At 42.6% G+C, this 17,962-nt stretch carries 20 protein-coding genes and 1 pseudogene; 5 read left to right on the top strand and 16 right to left on the bottom strand.

What is annotated here, in order from left to right; all coding sequences use genetic code 11:
- Positions 1-43 precede the first annotated feature (43 nt).
- The gene (locus PGZ10_RS09205; RefSeq protein ID WP_270541209.1) at positions 44-1,336 is read left to right on the top strand and encodes an HlyC/CorC family transporter; all 1,293 of its coding nucleotides are present in this window, start codon (positions 44-46) and stop codon (positions 1,334-1,336) included.
- Between the two features lie 286 nt (positions 1,337-1,622).
- The gene (gene pckA / locus PGZ10_RS09200; RefSeq protein ID WP_008372665.1) at positions 1,623-3,227 is read left to right on the top strand and encodes a phosphoenolpyruvate carboxykinase (ATP); all 1,605 of its coding nucleotides are present in this window, start codon (positions 1,623-1,625) and stop codon (positions 3,225-3,227) included.
- A gap of 416 nt (positions 3,228-3,643) precedes the next feature.
- Here the strand turns inward: pckA and PGZ10_RS09195 are convergent, their stop codons facing one another.
- Positions 3,644-4,333 carry a hypothetical protein gene (locus PGZ10_RS09195; protein ID WP_270541208.1) on the bottom strand — a complete coding sequence of 230 codons (690 nt, stop codon included), beginning with the start codon at positions 4,331-4,333 and terminating at the stop codon, positions 3,644-3,646.
- A 419-nt stretch (positions 4,334-4,752) separates the two neighbouring features.
- On the opposite strand from PGZ10_RS09195, the gene PGZ10_RS16945 reads away from it, so the two are divergent.
- The gene (locus tag PGZ10_RS16945) at positions 4,753-5,751 is read left to right on the top strand and encodes an N-acetylmuramoyl-L-alanine amidase (protein WP_330674261.1); all 999 of its coding nucleotides are present in this window, start codon (positions 4,753-4,755) and stop codon (positions 5,749-5,751) included.
- Between the two features lie 59 nt (positions 5,752-5,810).
- Complete coding sequence (locus PGZ10_RS09180) at positions 5,811-6,110, top strand: hypothetical protein (RefSeq protein ID WP_182438613.1); 300 nt, start codon at positions 5,811-5,813, stop codon at positions 6,108-6,110.
- A 129-nt stretch (positions 6,111-6,239) separates the two neighbouring features.
- On the opposite strand, the pseudogene eda reads toward PGZ10_RS09180, so the two are convergent.
- From eda to PGZ10_RS09150, 6 genes and pseudogenes are all read right to left on the bottom strand, one after another.
- Positions 6,240-6,644: pseudogene (gene eda / locus PGZ10_RS09175) on the bottom strand (bifunctional 4-hydroxy-2-oxoglutarate aldolase/2-dehydro-3-deoxy-phosphogluconate aldolase); the annotation flags it as partial.
- A gap of 285 nt (positions 6,645-6,929) precedes the next feature.
- The gene (locus PGZ10_RS09170; protein ID WP_226854287.1) at positions 6,930-7,727 is read right to left on the bottom strand and encodes a YhfC family intramembrane metalloprotease; all 798 of its coding nucleotides are present in this window, start codon (positions 7,725-7,727) and stop codon (positions 6,930-6,932) included.
- Between the two features lie 19 nt (positions 7,728-7,746).
- The gene (locus PGZ10_RS09165; RefSeq protein WP_008121271.1) at positions 7,747-8,049 is read right to left on the bottom strand and encodes a hypothetical protein; all 303 of its coding nucleotides are present in this window, start codon (positions 8,047-8,049) and stop codon (positions 7,747-7,749) included.
- 9 nt (positions 8,050-8,058) lie between these two features.
- Positions 8,059-8,265, bottom strand: coding sequence for a helix-turn-helix transcriptional regulator (locus tag PGZ10_RS09160; protein WP_003865061.1), 207 nt, complete (start codon positions 8,263-8,265; stop codon positions 8,059-8,061).
- Positions 8,262-8,591, bottom strand: coding sequence for a DUF6442 family protein (locus PGZ10_RS09155; protein ID WP_005608366.1), 330 nt, complete (start codon positions 8,589-8,591; stop codon positions 8,262-8,264). Before PGZ10_RS09155 ends, PGZ10_RS09160 begins: the two co-directional genes overlap by 4 nt.
- Positions 8,592-8,805: 214 nt before the next feature.
- On the bottom strand, positions 8,806-9,252 hold the full coding sequence (locus PGZ10_RS09150) for a TnpV protein (protein ID WP_270541207.1): 447 nt from the start codon (positions 9,250-9,252) through the stop codon (positions 8,806-8,808).
- 157 nt (positions 9,253-9,409) lie between these two features.
- Between PGZ10_RS09150 and PGZ10_RS09145 the strand changes: the two genes are divergently transcribed.
- Positions 9,410-10,192 (top strand): HAD family hydrolase, encoded by a 783-nt coding sequence (locus PGZ10_RS09145; protein ID WP_055261699.1) that lies wholly within the window; start codon positions 9,410-9,412, stop codon positions 10,190-10,192.
- Between the two features lie 273 nt (positions 10,193-10,465).
- On the opposite strand, the gene PGZ10_RS09140 is transcribed toward PGZ10_RS09145, so the two are convergent.
- The 9 genes from PGZ10_RS09140 to PGZ10_RS09100 form a co-directional block, all read right to left on the bottom strand.
- Complete coding sequence (locus PGZ10_RS09140) at positions 10,466-11,332, bottom strand: phosphatidylserine decarboxylase (RefSeq protein WP_178413643.1); 867 nt, start codon at positions 11,330-11,332, stop codon at positions 10,466-10,468.
- 96 nt (positions 11,333-11,428) lie between these two features.
- Complete coding sequence (locus PGZ10_RS09135; protein ID WP_270246818.1) at positions 11,429-12,070, bottom strand: CDP-alcohol phosphatidyltransferase family protein; 642 nt, start codon at positions 12,068-12,070, stop codon at positions 11,429-11,431.
- Positions 12,064-13,098: a lysylphosphatidylglycerol synthase transmembrane domain-containing protein gene (locus tag PGZ10_RS09130; RefSeq protein WP_055261693.1), complete on the bottom strand. Its 1,035-nt coding sequence runs from the start codon at positions 13,096-13,098 to the stop codon at positions 12,064-12,066. Before PGZ10_RS09130 ends, PGZ10_RS09135 begins: the two co-directional genes overlap by 7 nt.
- A complete protein-coding gene (locus tag PGZ10_RS09125; RefSeq protein ID WP_243002843.1) occupies positions 13,088-13,765 on the bottom strand; it encodes a phosphatase PAP2 family protein in 678 nt (225 codons plus the stop codon). Before PGZ10_RS09125 ends, PGZ10_RS09130 begins: the two co-directional genes overlap by 11 nt.
- Positions 13,766-13,878: 113 nt before the next feature.
- Positions 13,879-14,622: an amino acid ABC transporter ATP-binding protein gene (locus tag PGZ10_RS09120; protein ID WP_055261689.1), complete on the bottom strand. Its 744-nt coding sequence runs from the start codon at positions 14,620-14,622 to the stop codon at positions 13,879-13,881.
- Positions 14,612-15,301, bottom strand: coding sequence for an amino acid ABC transporter permease (locus PGZ10_RS09115; RefSeq protein WP_008372629.1), 690 nt, complete (start codon positions 15,299-15,301; stop codon positions 14,612-14,614). The genes PGZ10_RS09120 and PGZ10_RS09115 overlap by 11 nt, the downstream gene beginning before the upstream one ends.
- Positions 15,302-15,325: 24 nt before the next feature.
- Entirely contained in the window at positions 15,326-16,099 is a 774-nt protein-coding gene (locus tag PGZ10_RS09110; RefSeq protein ID WP_008372628.1) for a basic amino acid ABC transporter substrate-binding protein, read from the bottom strand.
- Between the two features lie 120 nt (positions 16,100-16,219).
- Positions 16,220-17,038 (bottom strand): undecaprenyl-diphosphate phosphatase, encoded by an 819-nt coding sequence (locus PGZ10_RS09105; protein WP_270541206.1) that lies wholly within the window; start codon positions 17,036-17,038, stop codon positions 16,220-16,222.
- 12 nt (positions 17,039-17,050) lie between these two features.
- Positions 17,051-17,893, bottom strand: a complete 843-nt coding sequence (locus tag PGZ10_RS09100; RefSeq protein WP_270246820.1) for a Cof-type HAD-IIB family hydrolase — start codon at positions 17,891-17,893, stop codon at positions 17,051-17,053.
- Positions 17,894-17,962 lie beyond the last annotated feature (69 nt).

Raw genomic sequence — 17,962 nt, 5'->3', positions numbered from 1 at the left:
TAGAAATTTTATCAATATTTTCAAAAAGGAGTGATTTTTAACTGTGGACTCGAGTGTCTCGCAAATACTTATTTTGCTAGTCCTGCTGCTCTTATCCGGCATATTTTCGTCAGCCGAGACAGCACTTACAACCTACAACAAAATCCGGATGCGTGCCCTTGCAGACGAGGGTAACAAGCGTGCCAGCGCCGTACTTGCCGTAACTGAGAATTCAGGTAAAATGCTTAGCGCGATCCTCATCGGCAACAACATTGTTAATACTGCGGTAGCTTCCCTTGCCACCACAATCGCATACCGCCTTGGTGGAACCGCCGTCGCGATCGCAAGTGGGCTTATGACGCTTCTCATCATCCTTTTCGGAGAGATTACTCCGAAGACAATGGCAACCATTCATGCTGAGAAGATGTCTCTTTTCTACGCACCGGTTATCAATATTTTTATGAAGATCATGACTCCGATTATCTTCATTGTAAATGGTCTCTCCACCGGTCTTCTGATGCTTCTTCGCATCGATCCGAATGCCAAAGACAATACCATGACCGAAGCTGAACTCCGAAGCGTGGTAAATGTCAGCCATCAGGACGGCGTGATCGAATCGGATGAAAAAGAGATGATCTACAATGTGTTTGATCTCGGTGATGCCATTGCCAAAGACGTCATGGTTCCCCGTGTCAACGTAACTTTTGCTGATATTGACAGCAGTTACGATGAACTGATCGACCTGTTCCGGGAAGACAAATTCACCCGTCTTCCGGTTTACCAGGAGACAAAGGATAATGTTGTCGGAACGATCAATATGAAAGATCTTCTTCTTTATGACAATAAGAAAAGTGAGTTCCAGATTAAAGACATTCTCCGTGAAGCCTACTTCACTTATGAATACAAGAGCATTTCCGAGCTTCTTGTTGAAATGCGCCAGGCCTCATTCAATATCGCAATTGTCCTGGATGAATACGGTGAAACATCCGGTCTGATCACCCTGGAAGATATTCTTGAAGAGATTGTTGGCGAGATCCACGATGAATATGATGAGAATGAAGAAGAAAATATCAAAGCGGTAGGCGAACACGAATATATTATTGAGGGTTCTACTAATCTTGACGATCTCAATGATTCCCTGGAGCTGAATCTGGAATCGGAAGATTATGATTCTCTCGGAGGCTTTATCATCGAAAAGCTGGACCGCCTTCCGAAAGCTGGTGACTCCGTTGTCACCGAAGATGGAATCCGTATGGTCGTAGAAAAGCTCGACAAAAACCGGATTGAGACCGTTCACCTGTATCTTCCGGAGAATTACCGCGAACATCCGTCTGACTCGTTGGAAACTGACGACTAAGCAGACCTCCCGGGAAGAAATCCTGACAGATTTTTTCTTTATATTTTGCAGAATATACAATAATTTCAAGGCAGCCAAAAGTGGACTGCCTTTTTCTTTTTCGGATTTCGTTATTTTTTAAACAATTTTTTCAAGAAATATCGGTTTTTTATTGATTTTATTGCGTAATTATGTATAATTATGGTAAATGGGTGAAGAATTTTACTTCATCAGATGATAAAATCTGCGCTCACAGCTTTTATCATTTAACCATTTAACTAGAATTAGGAGAAAGAGGTTAATTGCAATGGCAGAAATCAATTTAAGCAAGTATGGTATTACTGGAACAACAGAAATCGTGCACAACCCTTCTTACGAATTACTGTTTGAAGAAGAAACAAAAGCAGGTCTTGAAGGATTTGAAAAAGGTCAGGTCAGCGAACTTGGTGCTGTGAACGTAATGACAGGTGTATACACCGGACGTTCCCCTAAAGACAAATTCATCGTAGTTGATGAAAACTCTAAAGACACTGTATGGTGGACTTCAGACGAATATAAGAATGACAACCACCCGGCTTCACAGGAAGCATGGGAAGCTGTAAAGGAGATCGCCAAGAAAGAACTTTCTAACAAGAAACTTTATGTAGTAGATGCATTCTGCGGCGCTAACAAAGATACACGTATGGCAATCCGTTTCATCGTTGAAGTTGCCTGGCAGGCTCATTTTGTGACAAACATGTTCATCAAACCAACAGCTGAGGAACTTGAGAACTTCGAACCAGACTTCGTAGTATACAACGCTTCTAAAGCTAAAGTTGAAAATTACAAAGAACTTGGACTTAACTCTGAAACAGCTGTTTTATTCAATATCACAAGCAAAGAACAGGTTATCGTTAATACATGGTACGGCGGAGAGATGAAGAAAGGTATGTTCTCTATGATGAACTACTACCTCCCACTTAAGGGAATCGCTGCTATGCACTGCTCAGCAAACACTGATCTGAACGGCGAAAACACAGCTATCTTCTTCGGTCTTTCAGGAACAGGTAAAACTACACTTTCTACAGACCCGAAGCGTCTCCTCATCGGTGATGACGAACACGGCTGGGATGACAACGGAGTATTCAACTTTGAAGGTGGATGCTACGCTAAGGTTATCAACCTTGACAAAGAATCTGAACCAGATATCTACAACGCAATCAGACGTGACGCTCTTCTTGAGAACGTAACTCTTGATGCTGAAGGAAAAATTGATTTTGCTGATAAGAGTGTAACAGAAAATACACGTGTATCTTATCCGATTAACCACATTGAAAATATTGTACGTCCGGTTTCTTCTGCACCGGCAGCTAAGAATGTAATCTTCCTGTCTGCAGACGCTTTCGGAGTACTTCCACCGGTATCTGTACTGACGCCGGAACAGACACAGTACTACTTCCTGTCTGGATTCACAGCTAAGCTTGCCGGTACAGAACGTGGAATCACAGAACCGACACCAACATTCTCTGCTTGCTTCGGACAGGCATTCCTTGAACTGCATCCGACAAAATATGCAGAAGAACTTGTTAAGAAGATGGAAAAGAGCGGAGCAAAAGCTTACCTCGTTAACACAGGATGGAACGGAACAGGAAAACGTATCTCTATCAAAGATACTCGTGGTATCATCGATGCAATCCTGAACGGAGACATCTTAAATGCACCGACCAAGAAAATTCCTTACTTCAACTTCGAAGTACCTACAGAACTTCCGGGCGTTGATTCAGGAATCCTTGATCCTCGCGACACATATGCTGATGCTTCTGAATGGGAAGAAAAAGCTAAGGATCTTGCTGCAAGATTCGTTAAGAACTTCGCTAAATACGAAGGAAATGCTGCTGGTAAAGCACTTGTATCTGCTGGACCGCAGGCTTAAATGCAAAATTAGAAAATGGATGTGGGAGAGTTTCTCCTGCATCCATTTTTTTGTGTATACGATGAGCCAAGTGCAGATTTGTGCTTGCACAAGAATCTGCATTTGGCGAATGTACATCATCGATCTGTCAAGCGAGATGGTGTACAAAGTATGCCAATCGAGTAGGCGTCAGCTTACTCGATTGTGCGAAGGGACGAGGGAGAGGCTGCAATAACCTCTCCCTCTGGTTTTTCAAGACAAAACAGAATGGAATGATTTATGAGAAACAGAACCCACAGCCATCTTCGGGCTGTGGGTTCTATTGACTGTTGAAGTTTGTTGGTTGCAGATATTCTTTTCGTACTTTTATAGTATGACGATAGTGTAATATCAACTACATGTATTTATGTAAAATAATTTTTTTCTGCAGTATATTTCTACTTCTCTTCTGGGGGAAGTTCTTCACCGGCTAGTTTTAGGATGTTGCTGATCTCATCTTCGGTGATGCCAGCGAATTCTTCCAGCTCGTCTACGCTGACTTTTCGGCCGAGTTCATCGGAAAGTTTTTTGATCTGTTCATCAAGGTCGTTGACTTTTTCTACCATGCGGTTATCTTGTTTTTTAGTCTCTTCCTGAGATTCAAGAAGTGCCTGCATGCTTTCTTTTGCCATGCTTAAAAGGGCTTCGGTATCATCTGCATGGTCTTCCATGGCGAGCATGAGTCCCATGTTGCCTTCCTGGACGAGATCTCCGATGTAGATATCTGTCCTGTGCATCTCTTTTGCCATGGTGAGGATTGCCGGTAGGAGTTCTTTTAATGGATCCCCATCTCTTAATCCTTTCAGATCCTGCTCGTAAAGGTTTAAATAATCCTGTTCTTCCTGGGTATATCGGATCGGTCCTTCGGTGTTTTCTGCATTTTTGATCGAACCACCAGCTTTGACGTAGCCTTTTACGATTACTTTCTTGGAAAGAAGATAATCAAATACAAGCTCCATCTGTTCTGCTGATAAATTGTCTTCTGCGAAGTAAGCTTCGACTGTGGCTTTGTCTGTGATGTTATTCTGGCTTTCACACAGGGTAAGGATCCCTGAAAGTTTTTCACGAAATTCTAATCTTTCTGCCATATTTTGATTCTCCCGATTCTATAATATATGAATATATTTTTCTTGTTCTTCCGGTCAAGAAAGACAAGAAACGTAATCAACAAACTAATGATTGCTTTCCTGTAGCATATCGCTACAGACTTATCATAACATTATATTTCCTACCTGACAATTTATTTTTCTGCAATATAATGAGGATACCAAGGTCAAAAGGTCAGAAAGCCGATGCATGCTTGCTTGCAAGAGGATTTTTGACCTCTTGACCCACCAAAAACATGAGTAAGTAGCCATTTTTCAAAGAAAAATGAGCGGATTACGAATGTTTTTGAGGATTGCTAGAGTGCAAAGCACGTAGCTTATTTTTCTTAATCGATTTCTCATTTTCACTTTTCAGGATATCCGACATATATTATATAAAGTTCATTTTTTGAGGTATATCTATGCCTGTATCTATCATGCTCGATGCCGGTCACGGAGGACGTGATCCGGGAGCTGTGTATAATGGTCGCCAGGAAAAGGATGATGTACTGAAGCTGGTGCTTGCGATCGGAGAAATTTTACAAAACAGCGGAATTGATGTGGAATACACACGGACAACAGATATTTATGAGACACCTTTCCAGAAAGCAACAGAGGCAAACGAAGCCGGTGTGGATTTCTTCATATCAATCCACCGTAATTCCAGTCCTCTTGCCAATCAGTACATGGGTGTGGAAAGCCTGATCTACAATCTTGTCGGTATCAAATATGAGATGGCGGAAAATATCAATGCACAGCTGGAGACAGTTGGGTTCAAGGATCTCGGAGTAAAGGCGCGCCCAAATCTGGTTGTCCTTCGCCGTACAAAAATGCCGGCGATTCTGGTCGAAGTCGGTTTTATCAATTCCGATTCTGATAACACAATTTTCGATAAGAACTTCAATGATATTGCGCAAGCAATTGCAGATGGAATCCTGGATACGCTGGAAGAAAAAGGGCTCTGGAAACCAGAAGGCGCAAGAAACAGTTCGACCGCATCGGAATCAGGAAGGACTTCTTCTGACGCAGATACTTCTGCTTCCGTTTCTCCTGCTGACGGTTCTACAAAATCAGATGTTGGTACCCTGACAAATTCAGGCTCAGTCCCTGATTCTCCTTGTACGTCAGACTCTGCTCACATGAATCCGTCTGATAAAAATACAGACTCCGAATTTCCTAATTTTTCTCCATCTGTAACCTACAGTGTGCAGGTCGGTGCATTCCGAAATCCGGCGTATGCCAGACGGCTTCTTAATGAACTGACCGAAATGGATTTCCCTGCCCGGACTGATGACAGCAGCCAGTATGACCGGGTTCTGGTCGGTCAGTTCGATGTATTGAATGATGCCGCCATGATGGAACGAAGACTAAAACAGAGCGGATATCCAACTGTGATCGTGAGTTTTTCTGAAGAAGCCTGATTGATTCTGCAAAAAATTCATACATTAGCTTCCATGATTTTCTTCTTCTTTTGCTGACCATGGAAGATGACTGTTTAAGGGAAGAACTTTACCATTTTTTCGGACGCTCCGATGAAACACCATCAAAAGCTGCTTTTTATCGCCAACGTACAAAATTAAAAGATGGTGCATTATGGGAACTTTTGCAGATTTTTAACCAGAAGCTTAAACCTACTCTATACAGGAACCGTTATCGTTTGGTTGCTTGTGACGGTTCTGTTGCTGATATTTTCCGTGATGAAAAAGATACAGAAACTTATTTTGAACCAAACAATAAATCTCCCAGAGGTTTTAATCATATCCACATCAATGCACTTTAAGCCAAGTAAAAAGAACAGAAAAGATTCTCAGATACCAAAATCTTTTCTGTTCTTTTTTGTATATTATAAAGGATAGATTAGTACCTCCTCAGAGGTCATGTGTTCCCCTTGATAAAAGGGCTCAGTTCATTAAGGGCGAATGCTCTTTGCCAGTTCTTTCGCTTCTTTTGTCAGATTACAGATTTTCTCGAATTCGCCGTTTTAGATCAGATCTGCTTTTACCATCCAGCTTCCGCCGCAGCAGATAATTTTGTCAAAGCCCAGATAGTCTTTCAGATTCTGTGTTCCGATTCCACCGGTCGGCATAAAACGAAGCTGATGATATGGTGCTGCCATTGCTTTGATCATAGACACTCCACCTGCAGGTTCTGCCGGGAAGAATTTAACTACTTTCAGTCCTCTTTTTACTGCCTGTTCCACTTCAGACGGTGTCACACATCCCGGGAAAATCGGAATTTCTTTTTCCAGACAATAATTTACGATTTCAGGATTGAATCCAGGACTTACGATGAATTTTGCTCCTGCCTTAACAGCAGCATTTCTCATAAAATCCGTTTTCCTTGAGTTCCTCTAAGTTTTCTCCAAGTCTGTAAACGAACCTGTCTATCAGTTCCTTGATAAAAAACGCGCTGAAAGAAAACCATACCTTGTTTACATGACCGCTGGTACCTTTCTAAGCCTTTCAAAAAAGCACATAAGTTATTTGTACTAACCTGTGGTTATGTATTGAATTATGAGTTTTGGGTAACAAAAAACACCGTATTTCTACGGTGTGTTCTGTCAGATATATTCTGTTTTATGATAGCAGAAAACTGGAATTCACAGTTCTTCCATCCTTCCCATCTTCAGCGCCATAACAAGAGTTCCGGCTGCCATCACAAAGACACCAATTTCAATCACATAGATGGGAAGAAGCGCCGGACCTGCCACGGCAAAGAAGTCCACGATAAAATGAATCCCATATGCAAGAACCGCTGTAAAAGCCGCTGTCCTGCATTTGCCTGCCTTTACCGCCCGGTAGATCAGCAGTGACAACCCGATATGCAGAATGATGGCACTGATTCTTTCGATTCCGCTTACAAAAAAGAGTGGTGCCGGTGTTGTCCATAGGGCCGACAGCTGTGACACGGTCTGGTTTGCAGACTCAGCAGGAAGTGCCGCCAGCGTATTCTGCATGGCTCCGCTGTTGATCATCAGCATGGACACAAGATTACTGATTCCGGAGAGTCCTCCGATCAGAATGGCCTCCACACCGCCATGCCCGATTCCATACATCAGTGCATTTGGAAAATCCAGCCATTTCTTCATCCAGAACTTCATGGCAATCAGTCTTCCGGTCTCTTCAAAAACCGCTGCAGCCAAAGCCGCGTACACATAGTAAAGCCATGGCCTGCTCTGTGCGTTCAGTCCGCAGAACTGAATGACAAGAACATGCAGCTGCTGCTCCAACAGCATGGCAAACAGCAGATAGGTTCCTGCTCCGATAAAGAACGAGGAAATCCTTGCCTTAAGCTTCACCCTTCCTGCAATGAACAAAGCAATCGGTACCCCCATCGAGAGGACAACGGAGCAGATAACTCCCGCTATCGCCAGACCTGATATTGTGTTCAATTCCATCTTTATACCTCCCTGATTCTCAAAAAATTCCTTTATTGTATTTGAACTGTCCATACAATATAAAGCCTAATCCGACAATAACTGCTGGAAGAATGATATAATCTATAATTATTTCACTCCAAAACGAAACAATAAAACCTAATACAAGAGATATTCCTATAATCAGCGTTCCTGTGCCGACTGTTTTTCCATACTTTGGTATATCTTCTTCCTTTACTTTTCGCCTGTTATAAGAGTGAATTGTGCTGATATTGCCTTTGATATTTACAATTCCCACAACAGATATGAACACTCCCAAAATCAACATTATAATATTTTCCATAATGACCTCCTAAAAATAGAATAGTTCCTCAAATTTTTTGTCCAATGCAATACAAAGAATTAGAGCCAATTTTGCAGTTGGATTAAATTGTCCTGTTTCAATAGAACTAATCGTGTTTCTTGATACACCCACCATTTCTGCAAGTTGAGCTTGAGAAAGATTTGCTTCTGTGCGAACTTCCTTTAAGTGATTTTTCAGTTGTAATTGTTCTTTCATATTCTCACCTCTAAAAGATGGCTAACAAATCCAACAAATGCCAAAATGGAAAGCACAAAAAACAGAACAGTCAAGACCAAATCGCTCTTTCGCTTCATTTTGATAAAACGAACTAACCATTGTGTTGCAATAATGCTGAAGTATATAACCCACGGACTGTAAATCATAGTATGAGCAAGCACAGAAGATAACAGCGAAAGCAAACAACACACTAAAGCACCAACTCTGCTTGCGTGACTTCCGGCTTGATATACCACTTCCATTTCAGCCAAGTCCTTATTGCGATGTTCTTTTCTGCTTGCATTTAAGATTTCGTCCTTTTTCATAAAAACACCTCCATGACAAGTTTTCTTTGCATATTTTAATTATATGCATACCAAGTTTTCTTGTCAATAGAGTTCATAAAAAAGTTACAACCGATATAAGAGATAACTTTTCTACCACTTCGATTATACTCACGACTTAATGACTTCTTGAATACTTGCCGAAAAAGAAAAACTGCCATCGGTTTGACAGCAGTTCTTCTTCGGTTGGTATCCGTTAGGAATACACAATATCATTCAATACAATCTCATCGGCACAGGCTCGAATGTTATTCATTAATCCTATCCATCTCATCATATCCGTTGCTTTTCTGCACACCCAGGTTACAATCTCCGGTTCGATCATCAGACGTACATCAAACAGATCCAGTGCCAGCCGATAACGGTCCTCCACGTTTCCAAACCCGAGAACATCATTTTCCATATAAATGGTACTGATGACATAAGTTCCGTCTCCTCTGCGCACTTCCAGAGCGCCTCTTGTGACCAGCCCTTTAACCGCCTCTCTTACCGTACTTCGTCCAACTTCAAATAATTCTGTCAGTTCACCTTCAGTAGGTATCCTCTCTCCTATTTTTACCGGTTTATCCAGAATATATTTCATCAGTCGATCCTCTGTCTTCTGTCCCAGTGTCCGTTTTACACCTTTTCCGCTTTGCTGCATTTCGTCACCTCCTGCTTATCCGCTTTCTCAAATTTTCGCATTTGTTTTTTCTCTTTTCAGCTCTGCATTGCCTGCCCTTCTCATTTTTGCTATACTGTCAATGTAGTTTTACGCCATAGTTTCCGGCGTATCGTTATTTTGACTCAGGAGGAAATTTATGATTAAATTAGTTGCAAGTGATCTGGACGGCACTCTGCTTCACAACTATCAGCAGACTGTGCCGAAAGAAATATATGATACGATTAAAGCACTTCATGAAAAAGGAATCATCTTCACTGCTGCAAGCGGACGCCAATATGCCAATATCCGCAGACTTTTCGCTCCTCTCGGCTTCGACATTCCATATATCGCTGAAAATGGTTCCATGTGCGTCTATAAAGAAGAGGTACTCGCCACCGGTCTGACTCCATCCAAAACCATCCGGCATATTCTGGATGCCCTGATGGAATACCGGAAGATCTATCACACCGGACACTGTATCCTTTCTGTAAAAGATACTTATTACAGCGACTCAACCGATGAACGTTTCATTGATTATATGGAAAATGATATGCATAACATCGTTACCTACGTGCCGGATCTGTATGCGATCAAAGAACCGATCATCAAAGCAGCCATCTGTGATTTTGGTGGCACAAAGAATCTGGAACCCTTCTTCCACAAAAGGATCGGGGATGAAATCCGCGTTGTAACTTCTGCGGATCACTGGATTGATTTTATTGCGCCAAATGCAAATAAAGGAACGGCACTGAAAGTTCTAATGGAAAAATTCGGGATCAAAAAAGAGGAATGCATCTGCTTCGGAGACCAGCAAAATGATATCGAGATGCTGAAAGCTGCGGGAACAGCGTATGTCATGGCAACCGGCCACCCTCTCGCCAAAAAGGCGGCAGATTACGTTGTGGAATCACCTTTGCCGGTGATGCAGGGGTTGTTGTAGAGTGAAAATGGGGACGCTGCAGCTAAATAATTTTCTGAAACGAACAGCGCAGCTGAATGTTTCCGTCTTGACGGCATTTGAGACTTTTAGGGAATCTTAGGTTTTGAGAAGATGCGTTAGGGGAAGAAATCCACACTGTCTGAGCGACAGCGAGTTTGTGGATTTCTTCCCCTGTTTTTAGCATCTTTTCAAAATTTTAGAGTCCCTTAATGCCTCAAGCCTGTCCGGCAAGATGGAAACATTCAGCTGCGCGTCCCTTTTGAACCAGCAAGCCTATATAACTCCCCCTATGCGTTCTCCCATCTTCACAATGGTTTCTGCTCCCTGCAACGTGTTCCGGATCAGATCACTGTCTGGCAAGACTTTATCTGGTTCCAGAAGCAGCACAACCGTTGAACCTCCGAATTCAAATCTTCCTTTTTCTTCGCCGCGTTTTACCTGGCAGCGTTCTTTTTTATAATTTCGGATCTTTCCGACCATCAGTGCACCGACTTCCATCATCAGGACGGTGCCGAGTTTTTCATTTTTTACAAGACAGTATTCTCTGCTGTTCATTTTGTAGATCGGGCAGATATCATTTGCAATCGGATTTACAGTGTGAAAAATTCCCGGAATCCTTCTCTGATAGGTCTTTTCTCCATCCGCCACGTAGCAGTATCTGTGGTAATCGTCTACTGTAAGACGGATCACTACCGCCCAGCCTCCCATATAATGTCTGGCAAGCTTTGCATCGCGAATGAGGCTGTGGGTTGTATATGGTGTATGTTTAATGAAGAATCGTCCGTTTTCGTGAATTGGATAGACACTCACTTTCCCGTCACATGGACTGATCAGTACGGTATCTTCCCTGTTAACCGGACGCTCTTCCGCTTTTATTTTTCTCGTAAAAAAATCATTATAGGAATCAAATTTCTGTTTTTCATATTTGTTCAGATCGATCCCGTGGGTTCTGGCAAATAGTCCGGCAAAAACAGCGGACACTTTTGTATTCAACAGCTTCCCTCCCAGTCTGGATACTGCCGGTAAAAGAAGCGGGCGCATCAGTACTCTGGTTGCTGTATGGGTATACACAAATTTTAAAAACTTATCCTGACTGGTTGTCTTTTTTATCCGATGACCTTCTCTGTCCATGTAATCCATTTTTCTACCTCCTGTCCGCCTTATCCATGCCTGATAATGTAGCTGTCAGGCAGATCTCAGCCCTTCACTTTGCTGCCTGCTCATAACCTGGTTTCATTACATCATGCTCATATAACGCATATAGTGCCGAACCAGAATAGCGATCACTGCCATTGCCACAACAGCTACAATCGCACCCATGGTCACATTTTTCGGCTTTTTCAGTTTGAAATTGGTGATAAACAAAATGCCGACCACCAGCATGACCACATGAAGCGCAAGCATAAATTCACAACCTAAAAATGGTTTTAAGACAACCACAAGCGGAAGTGCGATTGCCATCGAAGTGATCGGAAGTCCCTGGTAGCATTCTCTCTTCTCTGAGGTTTCTTCCTGCCGCTGTTCTTCCATTACATTGAACCATGCAAGGCGGATCAGACCTGCAAGCACATAGAACATCAGGATTGCCACACCGATCACTCCACGCATTCCAAAGCAGTAACAAAGAACAGCCGGTGAAGCTCCGAAGCAGACGATATCACTTAAAGAATCAATCTGGATCCCAAAACGCTTTTCCACCTCTGTCCGGTTCTTTTTCGTCCGTGCGATCTTTCCATCGAACATATCACAAAGCCCGGAGATTGCAAGACACATGACACCCAGGTGCAGATGCCCGTTCACTGCAAACATCATTCCTCCGACCGATACCATCAAGCTGACATATGTAAGTACTACCGTATAATCATAAACCCCTAACATTCTATCTCCCTCTTTCTTCCAATTGTAAAGTTTGCTACGATCGTAAGCAGGGCGCTCAGCCCCAGTTCTGTATAATATCCAAGCCCACGGCTCAGGATCATTCCCGGCAAAAGAAGCCGTTTTCCGAATACCGGAATAAAAATCATGGTAAATAATTTTTCACTGATTCCCATACCTCCCGGCAGAGGAAGCATATCTACCGATACCGCAATGACCGCCTGCAGTGTAATGACTGCGACTGCTTTTGCACCACCAAGTCCAAATGCCTTATATACAAACCATGTAGCCGTAAACAGCGCAAACCGCTGGAACATGGTGATTGCAAATACATTCACGATTACCTGCTTGTGCTCCTTCAGAAAAACTGCTGTATCCCGGTACTGGTCCATTGATGCATTCAGCTTTTCAATACGCGCTTCCTTATGGCGTAGAAAGTGCAGCTTTTCAAGCAGTGCCATTCCTCTTACCAGGATTTCTCTTGCAAGCCGCGGATGAAACACCAGCACCAGCATCGCCGTCACGCAGAAAACGTTCAGAGCTGTCCCCAGATAAAAGATATGCCGGATACTCCAGAGATACTTATGGATAAATCCCTGTCCGAACAGTACCAGCCACAATCCGACAACCACCAGTACCAGTTTATAAGTGATCGTAACGATCATCAGCACCAGCGTTGAAACCGGTATTGGTATCTTTTCTTTTTTCATATAATAAATCTGTGCCGGCTGTCCTCCAGATGCCGAAGGTGTGATACAGCTGAAGAAGAATCCAACCGATGAAAACAAAAAACATGTCCATTTTTTCAGCCGGATTTTCAGTGTCCGCATCATATAATAGATAATGATCGATTCTCCCCAGATAAAAACCACAACACAGATCACTCCCGGAATCAGCCATAATACATTGACCTGCCCCAGGATCTTCACAATCTCACCAATATCTTCCCCATGAAATACGCCATACATTGTACCGGCAAATACCACCAGCAAAAATATGACATTGAAGATCGTCTTCTTTTTATTTTCCATCTCTCTTCATTCCTGTCCAGTTTCCAAGTTTATTTGCTATTTTTTCTGTCAGACGCCGATAGATCTGCCATCCATTTGTCCGTCTGCTGATCTGCCAGGTTACTTCTGCAAGAAGAATTCCTGCTACTGCATCCTGCCATACATGCTGCCTAAGCGCCAGTGTCGAAATCACAACCAGTACCGTCATCAGGACTGAAAAAGCTTTATACCAGTTGGGAATCTTCCGATTCTTCCTGACCGCAATATAGCTGAACCAGCTTGCCATGCAGTGAATGGACGGAAACAGGTTGATCGGCTTATCAACCGTATACAGAAACCGTACTGCCTGCGTCCAGATATCCGTCCCTGTCAGAACCGGTCTCGTATTCGTGGTCGGATAAAAAATAAAGCACAGCATACATACCAGCCGCGCATAAAAATCCGCAGTAAAAAACCGGTATTTCACTTTCTCCTCCCGCATCGATGCCATGAAATAGTTCACTACCCAGAAAAGATAACAGCCAAAATAAATAATAATAAACTGTGGCATAAAAGGAATCACTTCATCCGCCGGACCAGAAAGATTATGAGTCTTGATTCCCGTCCGTAATAGCGGCACTCCCCAGTATACCACAGCATTCATACAAAATGTAATAATAAGTGGAATTATAGTTTTTATTTTCTTCATACAATCTATACTATACATAAATAAAAAAATAGCAATAGTCTTTCACAATTCTTAAAGAAAAAAGTTCTGTCTCTTAAGAAAACAGAACTTTTTTCTTTTATATTTCTTTATTTTTACAGAACCTTTGACAGGAATTCCTTTAAACGCTCATCCTTAGGATTTGCAAAGAACTCTTCCGGAGTTCCCTGCTCTTTTACTCTTCCTTCATCCACAAACATGACACGGTCAGCAACCTCTCTTGCAAATCCCATTTCATGTGTAACAACAACCATGGTCATGCCTTCCTGGGCAAGCTGTTTCATCAGCTCCAGTACTTCTCCAACCATCTCCGGATCCAGTGCGGATGTCGGTTCATCAAAGAGTATTACATCCGGGTTCATGGCAAGGGAACGCACGATCGCGATCCGCTGCTTCTGTCCACCGGAAAGCTGTGACGGATAAGAATCTGCCTTCTCTTCCAGTCCAACCCTCTTAAGAAGTACTCTTGCTTCTTTTTCTGCCTCTGCTTTATCCTTTTTCAGGAGCTTAATCGGAGCCAGTGTGATATTTTCAAGAATCGTCTTATGTGGGAAAAGATTAAAGTGCTGGAACACCATTCCCATCTTCTGACGGTGTTTGTCGATATCTACCTTTGCATCTGTAATGTCCACACCTTCAAAATAAATATGACCTCCGGTCGGCACCTCCAGAAGGTTCAGGGAACGGAGGAATGTAGATTTTCCGGATCCTGACGGTCCGATGATTACCACAACTTCTCCTTTGTGGATCTCTTCTGTAATTCCATTCAGTGCATGAAAATCGCCAAATGCTTTCTGCAGATTTTCTACACGGATCAATACATCTCCATTAGTGGTCACTGTTCCTTAACCTCCTTTCCAGCATACTTACCAGTTTACTGAAGATCATAACCATAACCAGGTAAATGATCGCAACTGCCATCAGTGGCATAAGCGCATCGTAGGTTCTGCTTCGGATGATATCTCCGCCCTTTGTCAGATCCTGAAGGGCAATATATCCGGCAACAGAAGTCTCTTTTAAGAGAACGATAAATTCGTTTCCAAGTGCCGGAAGGACATTTTTAAACGCCTGCGGCATGATAATATAGATCATTGTCTGACGATAATTAAATCCAAGGCTTCGTCCTGCCTCAAACTGTCCGTTATCAACTGCCATAATACCGGAACGGAAAATCTCAGCAACATAAGCACTGGAGTTCATACCAAATGCCAGAATCGCTACGATCGTCTTACTGACATCCACACTTGCAAAAATTACAAAGTAAATGATAAGCAGCTGTACAACAACCGGTGTACCACGGATGACCGTGATGTAAATCTGGCAGATCAGATTCAGGAGCTTCAGCTTGCCGGTCTTATCGTATGTGGAACGGACAATTGCCAGAAGGAATCCGAGAACTACACCGATCAGGACAGCACAAAAGGTTACAATTAATGTAACCTTAAGTCCGTCTGCAATGTAGTGCCATCTGTCATCTTTTATAAAATTCATTATAAATCTTGCTTTAAAATCACTCATAAGACACCACCAGTCTGTACACGATTAGTCTGTAATATATTTTGCAACGATTTTATCAAATGTTCCATCTTCTTTTAACTCTTTGATTGCATCATTGACTTTCTTAACCAGATCATCATTACCTTTTTTGATTGCCAGTGCATAGTCTTCTTCTACATAAGAAGTCTCCAGGATCTTCAGACCTTCATTTTCTTCTACGAATGTCTTAGCCGGCTGGTTATCAATGATCACTGCATCGATCTTGCCCTGCTGCAGAGCCTGTACAGCTTCCATACCTTTGTTGAAACGCTCTACATTATCATCACCGAAATCATCTGTAGAATAAATATCCCCTGTTGTTCCCTGCTGAACACCAATCTTCTTTCCTTTCAGATCATCCGGTTCTGTAATATCACTGTCATCTGTTACAATGATAACCTGAACTCCTGTGTAATAGCTGTCAGAGAAATCAACCTGTGTAGCACGGTCTTCTGTTACAGTCATACCTGCTGCTCCGATATCTGCTTTCCCACTCTGAACGGCCGGGATAATAGAATCAAATGCCATATCTTCAATCTTCAGATCCATTCCAAGTTTGTCAGCAATCGCTGCTGCGAATTCTGCATCGATTCCGACAACTTCATCTCCGTCATAGTATTCAAATGGTGGGAATTCTGCGTTTGTAGCCATAACAAGCTTTTCTTTCTTGTCTGATTTTGCAGAGTCACTCTTTGATGAATCACTCTTTGATCCACAAGCTGCAAAACTGAATACGCATGCACATGCAAGTACAACACTGATTACTTTTTTCATTTTCATAATACCAACCTCCAAATTTTATCCATTTCCCCTATTCTATCATGTTATAAAGAAAAAACAAAGTGGGTTTTTATACATTTTTTTGCATAAATTCCCACTTTTTTTCGTGATTATTCTCTTTTAGCCAAAGATCAGGAAATAAAGAAGTACCAGAACTCCAAGTACGATACGGTAATAACCGAATGCCTTAAAGTCATGCTTCTTGATATATCCCATCAAAAACTTGATCGCAAATACGGATACGAAGAACGCTACCAGGCATCCTACAAGCAGAATGACTACTTCGATCGTGGTATAATGGAATCCGAATTTGATAACCTTTAAGATACTTGCTCCGAACATAACCGGGATCGCAAGGTAGAAGGTAAATTCTGTTGCCACATAGCGGGAAGTTCCGATGAGCAGTGCTCCAAGGATGGTTGCTCCTGAACGTGAAGTACCCGGGATCAGTGCCAGAACCTGGAAGCCTCCGATGATCAGTGCCATCTGATAGGTAAGCTCGGTCAGCTTTGTAACCTGCGGTCTGGTGTGTTCATTCTTTTTCTCGATCAGAATGAAGAAGATACCATAAATGATCAGCATCAGTGCAACAACTACATAATTGTAAAGATACTTGTCAAGGATATCATCAAATAACAGCCCGATCACAGCTGCCGGCAGACAAGCCACAACGATTTTGCACCACAGGTTGATTGTATTTCTCTTCTGCTTCGCTGATTTTCTCTTTGAAAACGGATTCAGCTTATTGAAATACAGAACAACGACCGCCATAATTGCACCGAGCTGGATCACAACACGGAACATACTGTTGAATTCATGACTTGTACTCATATGTAAGAACTGCTCTACCAGAATCATATGCCCTGTACTACTGATTGGAAGCCATTCTGTGATACCTTCCACGATACCCAGAATGACAGCAATTAAAATATCTAACATTTTTCCCTCTTTCTATCCCCTCTCGGGATTCAATACAAATTTTTCAATGGCAGCCGCCACGCCATCCTCCTCATTGGACAATGTGATATAATCTGCCACCTCTTTTACTTCATCTGCTCCGTTTGCCATCGCAACACCAAATCCGACTTCTTTTAACATCATCAGGTCATTGTTGCCATCCCCGCATGCCATGATCTCTTCCCGTTCAATTCCAAGAAACCTGCCGAGCTGGATCAGTCCCATGCCTTTGTTGACTCCCGGTGCATTGATCTCCAGGTTCGTTCCCATCGAATCACTAATGCTTAAATTCCCAAGCTCCATGATCCGCTGCTTTGCTTCCAGCCGTTCGTCCTGATTCTTAAAAAGTGCATGGATCTTATCCATCTCATGCCCATTCATCTCTTCCATCTTCTCCCAGAGACTCGTAATGCCTTTGCGGGTGGTTCGGATATAATCTGCCATCGCAGGATTCCGCAGATACTCTCCGACTTTCAGAAGTTCATCTGCCTGCACGAAACCTCTTCCATCAAAATAAATCTCCTTGAACGTATCATAATCTCCAAAAATCTTAAGGATCGCTGCTCCCATCTCATAAGAGAGCATATTGGCATAAAGTACTTTGTCTTCCTGTAAATCCAGGATCCTTCCGCCGTTCGATGTCAGTGCGTACCGCATCCCCGGGAAATTCCGGAGCACTTCCGGGATCCCTGTCACCGGGCGTCCTGTTGCAACCAGTACTGTTACTCCCTGATCGATCGCACGTGTAAGTATTTCTCTTGTATGACTGGTCAGTTCTTTCTTATCATTCAGTAAAGTACCATCCAGATCAAGCCCTATCATTTTTATCTTTTTCATGAATAATTCCCTCATTTATGGTAAAGCTAAAAATACATTTCAAATCTTAGTATAACACGATTCCCCGTG

Source organism: Coprococcus sp. AF102-57 (assembly GCF_027686195.1).
GTDB classification, from domain to species: Bacteria; Bacillota; Clostridia; order Lachnospirales; family Lachnospiraceae; genus Allocoprococcus; species Allocoprococcus comes.
The sequence above is the reverse complement of the archived record's forward strand: the minus strand, read 5'-3'. Positions and strand labels throughout refer to the sequence as shown.